General features: G+C 67.3%; 4 protein-coding genes and 1 pseudogene. All 5 read left to right on the top strand.

All coding sequences use genetic code 11. The features are described 5' to 3' along the window. Positions 1-256 (top strand): annotated as a pseudogene (locus G3N99_RS32005) (DNA polymerase Y family protein); the annotation flags it as partial. 6 nt (positions 257-262) lie between these two features. Next, positions 263-3,469 carry an error-prone DNA polymerase gene (locus G3N99_RS32000; RefSeq protein ID WP_206124377.1) on the top strand — a complete coding sequence of 1,069 codons (3,207 nt, stop codon included), beginning with the start codon at positions 263-265 and terminating at the stop codon, positions 3,467-3,469. A gap of 325 nt (positions 3,470-3,794) precedes the next feature. Then, positions 3,795-4,529, top strand: a complete 735-nt coding sequence (locus G3N99_RS31995) for a GntR family transcriptional regulator (protein WP_174937806.1) — start codon at positions 3,795-3,797, stop codon at positions 4,527-4,529. Between the two features lie 98 nt (positions 4,530-4,627). After that, entirely contained in the window at positions 4,628-5,731 is a 1,104-nt protein-coding gene (nagA, locus tag G3N99_RS31990; protein WP_041492962.1) for an N-acetylglucosamine-6-phosphate deacetylase, read from the top strand. Then, positions 5,724-6,549: SIS domain-containing protein (locus G3N99_RS31985; RefSeq protein WP_206124378.1), on the top strand; the 826-nt coding region annotated here is incomplete at its 3' end. The genes nagA and G3N99_RS31985, both read left to right, overlap by 8 nt.

Genomic DNA, 6,549 nt, shown 5'->3' with positions numbered 1-6,549 from the left:
CGTGCCGCCGAGGCCCGCGTGGTTGCTGGCGGAGCCGCTGCCGTTGTTGATGCGTGGGGAGCGGCCGGTATTTCATACGCCGCTCAGGATGATGTCGTCCCCTGAGCGGATCGAGGCAGGGTGGTTCGATGGTCAACTTGCGGCGCGTGATTACTGCGTCGCGCAGGACGAGGCCGGTGCGTGCTACTGGGTGTTCAAGGAGCGGGCGGGCAGCGAGGCCGAGCCGCGCTGGTTCCTGCACGGCCTGTTCGGGTGAACGGTGATGGTTGCGGAATTCAGCTGGCTGCCCGATTACGCGGAGTTGTTCTGCCGTTCGAACTTTTCGTTCCTGCATGGCGCGTCGCATGCGGAGGAACTGGTCGAGCGCGCGTCCGAGCTCGGCTATCGCGGGATCGCGATCACCGACGAATGCTCGCTCGCCGGTGCACCGCGCATGCACGTCGCGGCGAAGGCGAAAGGGTTGCCGCTCGTCATCGGTTCGTATTTCGACGTCACGCCGGATGAAGTCGCGCCCGGCCACGATCCGGGCCCCGGGGCGTTCGGGCTCGTGTTGCTTGCGCAGAACCGCGAAGGCTACGGCAACCTGTCCGAGCTGATCTCGTGGCGGCGGATGGAAGCCCCGAAGGGGACTTACAAGCTGACGTCGCGGATGCTGTCGGCGCCGCCTGCCAAGTTTGCGCACTTGCGCGGCATGCCCGACTGCTTCGCGATTCTCGTGCCGACGTATCCGGTGCGTGCCGATGTACTCGATGCGCAGGTCGCGTGGTTTCGCACGACCTTCGGCGAACGTGCGCGGCTCGGGCTCGTGCAATTGCAGCGCGCGCTGGACGGTGCGCAGCGCGAGGAGATTCGTGCGGCGGGAGAGCGGCGTGGCGTGTGCATCGTCGCGCTTGGCGACGTGACGATGCACCGGCGCTCGTGCAAGGAGTTGCAGGACGTGATGACGGCGATTCGCGTCGGGATGCCGGTTTCCGAGTGCGGGTATGCGCTTGCGCCGAATGCGGAACAGCATCTGCGCGGGCGGAACCGGATCGGGAATCTGTATTCGCCGGCGGAGATCGAGGAGACCTGCACGATTCTCGATGCGTGCGATTTCGAACTCGACTCGCTGCGCTACGAGTATCCCGACGAGATCGTGCCGAAGGGGCTCACGCCGACGAGCTATCTGGAGCAGGAAACCATGGCCGGGGCAGCCACACGTTATCCGCAGGGTGTGCCGGAGAAAGTGGCGAAGCAGATCCGGTATGAGCTCGACCTGATCGCGCAACTGAGCTACGAGCCGTTCTTCCTGACCGTCTACGACATCGTCAAATACGCGCGCAGCCAGAACATCCTGTGCCAGGGTCGCGGCTCGGCGGCGAACTCGGTCGTCTGCTTCTGCCTCGGCATCACCGAGGTGAATCCCGAGCAGAGCACGATGCTGTTCGAACGCTTCATCAGCGCGGAGCGAGGCGAACCGCCCGATATCGACGTCGACTTCGAGCATCAGCGTCGGGAAGAAGTGATCCAGCATATCTACGAAAAATACGGGCACAACCGCGCCGCACTTGCCGCCGCCGTATCGACCTATCGTCCGCGTGGCGTGCTGCGCGAAACCGGCAAGGCGCTCGGCGTCGATCCGATGCTGGTCGATCGCGTCGCGAAAGCGCACCGCTGGTTCGACGGCAGCCGCGACCTGCTGCAGCAATTCTCGACGATCGGGCTCGATCCCGAGACGCCGCTCATCCTGGCGTGGGCCCGGCTCGCCGCGCGGCTGCTGAACTTTCCGCGTCACCTGTCGCAGCACTCGGGCGGTTTCGTGATCAGCCGCGGCAAGCTCACGCGGCTCGTGCCGGTCGAGAACGCGGCGATGGACGGGCGGCGCGTGATCCAGTGGGACAAGGATGATCTCGAAGCACTCGGGCTGATGAAGGTCGACGTGCTCGCGCTCGGCATGCTGTCGGCGCTGCATCGCGCATTCGACATGCGCACCGCGTGGCGCGGGCCGCCGGAGCCGGATGGCGAGCCGTTCACGCTGAAGCACATTCCCCAGGATGACAAGGCGACCTACGACATGATCTGTCGTGCCGACACGGTCGGCGTGTTCCAGATCGAATCGCGGGCGCAGATGTCGATGCTGCCGCGCCTGCGCCCGCGGACTTACTACGATCTGGTGATCGAGGTTGCAATCGTGCGGCCGGGGCCGATCCAGGGCGGGGCAGTGCACCCCTATCTGAAGCGGCGCCAGGGACTCGAAAAGGTCAGTTATCCGAAGGAGGAATTGAAGCCCGCGCTCGAACGTACATACGGCGTGCCGATCTTCCAGGAGCAGGTGATGCAGATCGCGATGATCGCGGCAGGCTTCACACCGGGCGAGGCCGACCAACTGCGCCGTGCGATGGCCGCGTGGAAGCGCAAGGGCAATCTCGAGCAATATCACCGCAAGATCGTCGACGGGATGCGCGAGCGCGACTACCCGCCCGACTTCGCCGAACAGATCTTCGAACAGATCAAGGGCTTCGGCGATTACGGTTTCCCCGAAAGCCACGCAGCCAGCTTCGCGAAACTCGCGTACGCCAGCAGCTGGCTCAAATGCCACGAACCGGCGATCTTCCTCGCTGCGCTGCTGAACAGCCAGCCGATGGGTTTCTACCCGCCGTCGCAACTCGTGCAGGACGCGAAGCGTCACGGCGTGCAGGTGCTGCCGATCGACGTGACGCAAAGCAACTGGGAAGCATCGCTGGAAGCGCTGCCCGACCAGCCGCCTCCGCACGGCCAGCCGGCCGTGCGGCTCGGCCTGTCGCTCGTGCGTGGCCTCGGCGAAGTTGCCGCACGCCGCATCGAAGCCGCACGCACGGCGGCCGGCCCGTTCGACAACGTCGACACCCTCGCCCGCCGCGCGCAACTCGAACGCCGCGATCTCGAAGCGCTCGCCGCCGCGAACGCGCTCGCGACGCTCGCCGGCCATCGCCGCGATGCGCTGTGGCAAGCGGTTGCCGCCGCCCCCGAACGCGACCTGCTCGCGACCGCACCGATCGACGAATCCGAGAAGCCCGTACTCGGCGCGCCGTCGGAAGCCGACGACATCCTCGCCGACTATCACACCACCGGCCTCACGCTGAACCGCCACCCCGTCGCGCTGCTGCGGCCCGAGCTGCGCGCGCGGCGGCTGTCGTCCGCGGCCGAATTGCACGACCGCCCCGACGGCCGGCTCGCGCGCGCATGCGGGCTCGTGACCGCACGGCAGATGCCGGGCACCGCGAAAGGCGTGATGTTCATGACGCTCGAGGACGAAACGGGCTGCGTGAACCTGATCGTCCGGCCCGAGCTGCTCGCGCGGCAGCGCCGCGAAACCCTCGATTCGCGGCTGCTCGCCGCGTCCGGCGTGTGGCAGGTCGCGAGCGACGTGAGGCACCTCGTCGTGCAGCATTTCGAGGATCTGACGCCGCTGCTAGGCGGCCTGCGCACATCGAGCCGCGAATTCCACTGACGCAACCGGCGCACGCCGCCGAACGCGCGGTGCCTCGTCATCCATGCATACCAGTCGGCTCAACTGGTTCTATTCAGGTCTTATATTCGCGCCCAAAACCTGGCCGAACCGCGTACGGGAACTGTCCCCTTGCATACCAATCCGGGTAAATCCCTATCCCGTACTTCGTTGTAAACAAAGGGTTTGTGAGTGCTAAAACGCTTGCCGGGCAAGGCTTTCGGCGATTTTCGCACCGCTAATACCAGTTCGTTGACTGGTATTATGGTGGTTATATAATGCCCTCACTTTCGACGGCCTGCGGTCGTCGTCCGACACCCGGAGGCACATGGAAACCGGCTGGCCCGAACTGGCGCCCGATCCCCTCAGCGACACGCCGCTTTATCTGCAGCTCGCCCGCAACCTGGCGAGCGCGATCCACGCCGGCGCGTGGCGAGCCGGTGAGGCGCTGCCGTCGGAACGGCTGCTGTCGGTGTCGGTCGGCGTGTCGCGGATCACGGCCCGTCGCGCACTCGCGCTGCTGGTCGAGCAGGGGCTGATCAAGCGGGCGCGCGGGGCGGGCAGCTTCATCACGCCGCGTGTCGCCGATCCGCTGTCGCGTCTCGTCGGCTTCACCGCGAAGATGCAGCAGCGCGGTTTCGTGCCCGATTCGGTGTGGCTGTCGCGCACGCTGCGCGCCGCAAACCGCGACGAGATCACGCGTCTCGGCCTCGCGCCCGGCGCGACGGTAGCGCGGCTCGAACGGCTGCGCCGCGCGGACGGCATCGTGATGGCGGTCGAGCACTCGACGCTGCCGGCCGCGGTGGTGCCCGATCCGCAGGTGCTCGGCGCGTCGCTGTACGAATACCTTGAAGCGCGCGGGATGACCGTCGTGCGCGCATTGCAGCACTTTCGCGCGGCGAACGCGACCCACGCGATCGCGAAATGGATGGCGGTGAAGCCGGGTTCGGCCCTGCTGGTGATCACGCGGATCGGCTACGGCGCCGACCAGCGCGCGATCGAAGTGAGTGAAACGTATTGCCGCGACGATTACTACGACTTCGTCGCCGAACTGAAACGCTGACGCGCGAGACTGCCCGCGCGCGACACGCGTGAAGCAACGACACGGATTTGCAAATCACGACGCGGATGCCCGCGTCACCAGATCATCAAGAGAACGTCATGCTGACTGGAAACATCCTTACCCCCGACGGCTGGATTCACGGTTCGCTCGATAGCGAGAACGGCCGCATCACGACCCTCGACGGCAAGCCCGTCGATCCCGCGAAGAACGACGCGCCTTACATCCTGCCGGGCTTCATCGACCTGCACGTGCACGGTGGCGGCGGCGCCGACGTGATGGAAGGCGGCGACGCGATCGAGACGATCGCCCGCACGCACGCGCAATTCGGCACGACGAGCCTGCTCGCGACGACGATGACCGCGCCGCGCGACGAACTGATGAAAGTCGTCGGCAACCTCGGCAGCGTCGCGCGCACCCGCACGCCGGGCGGCGCGCGCGTGCTCGGCGTGCACCTCGAAGGCCCGTACATCAACCCCGGCAAGCTCGGCGCGCAGCCCGACGCGGCCGTGTCGGCCGTGCTCGACGAAGTGCTGAAGTACCTGTCGATCGCGCCGATCCGCGTCGTCACGCTCGCGCCGGAAATCGCCGGCCACATCGAGATCATCGGCGAGATGGCCGCGCGCGGCGTGCGCGTGCAGCTCGGCCATTCGCTCGCGACCTACGACGACGCGGTGGCCGCGCTCAAGCACGGCGCATGCGGTTTCACGCACCTGTTCAACGCGATGTCGCCGCTGCATCACCGCAACCCGGGCCTGGTGGGCGCGGCACTTGCTCACGCCGAATACGCGGAAATCATCCCCGATCTGCTGCACGTCCACCCGGGCGCGATTCGTGCTGCGCTGCGCGCGATCCCGCGCCTGTACGTCGTGACCGACAGCACGTCCGCAACGGGCATGCCCGACGGCGAATACCGGCTCGGCAGCCAGCACGTGACGAAGTGCCTCGGCGGCGTGCGCCTCGCCGACGGCACGCTCGCCGGCAGCACGCTGACGATGGACCAGGCGCTGCGCAACCTCGTGTCGCTCGGCCTGCCGATCGCCGACGTGTCGAACCGGATGTCGCGCTACGCGGCCGACTACCTCGGCGTCACCGATCGCGGCCGCCTCGAGCGCGGCGCATGGGCCGACCTCGCGGTGTTCGATCGCGACCTGAACCTCACCGCGACCTATGTCGAAGGAGAATCGATTGTCGAATATGCTTAAGGAAGCGCGCGAGTCCGCCCAGGTCGTCGCCGCGCAGATCGCCGACACCACGCGCGTCGAAGCGCTCGCCGGCCAATTGCTCGATCACCCGCCGGCCGTCGCGCTGACGGTCGCGCGCGGCAGCTCGGATCACGCCGCGAGCTATTTCGCGAGCCTGACGATGAGCCGCCTCGGCGTGCCGGTCGCGTCGCTGCCGATGTCGGTCGCGACGCTGCAGCAGGCGCCGCTGAAAGTGCAGGACCAGCTCGCGATCGCCTTCTCCCAGTCGGGCAAGAGCCCCGATCTCGTCAACACGATGGCTGCGCTGCGCGAAGCCGGCGCGCGCACCGTCGCCGCCGTGAACGTGCTGCCGTCGCCGCTCGCCGATGCATGTGAACACCAGTTGCCGCTGCTCGCCGGCCCCGAACTGTCGGTGGCCGCGACCAAGAGCTATATCGCGATGCTGTCGCTGTCCGCGCAGATCGTTGCCTTCTGGCAGCGCGACGCCGCGCTGATGACCGCGCTGCGCGGCCTGCCCGACGTGCTCGCGCAGGCCGGCCAGCTCGACTGGTCGCAGGCCGTTGCCGCGCTGGCCGGTGTCGAGCGGATGATCGTGATCGGCCGCGGCCTGGGCCTCGCGATCGCGCAGGAAGCCGCGCTGAAGCTGAAGGAAACGTCCGGCATCCAGGCCGAGGCGTTCTCGAGCGCCGAAGTCCGCCACGGCCCGATGGAGCTGATCGACCGCGACTATCCGCTGCTCGTGTTCGCTCCGCCGGGGCCCGAGCAGGCCGGCCTGCTGCAGCTCGCCGCAGACATGCGCGCCCGCGGCGCCGCCGTGA

The organism is Burkholderia sp. Ac-20392 (assembly GCF_017104585.1).
GTDB lineage: Bacteria > Pseudomonadota > Gammaproteobacteria > Burkholderiales > Burkholderiaceae > Burkholderia > Burkholderia lata.
This window is presented reverse-complemented; position numbering and strand designations above follow the sequence as displayed.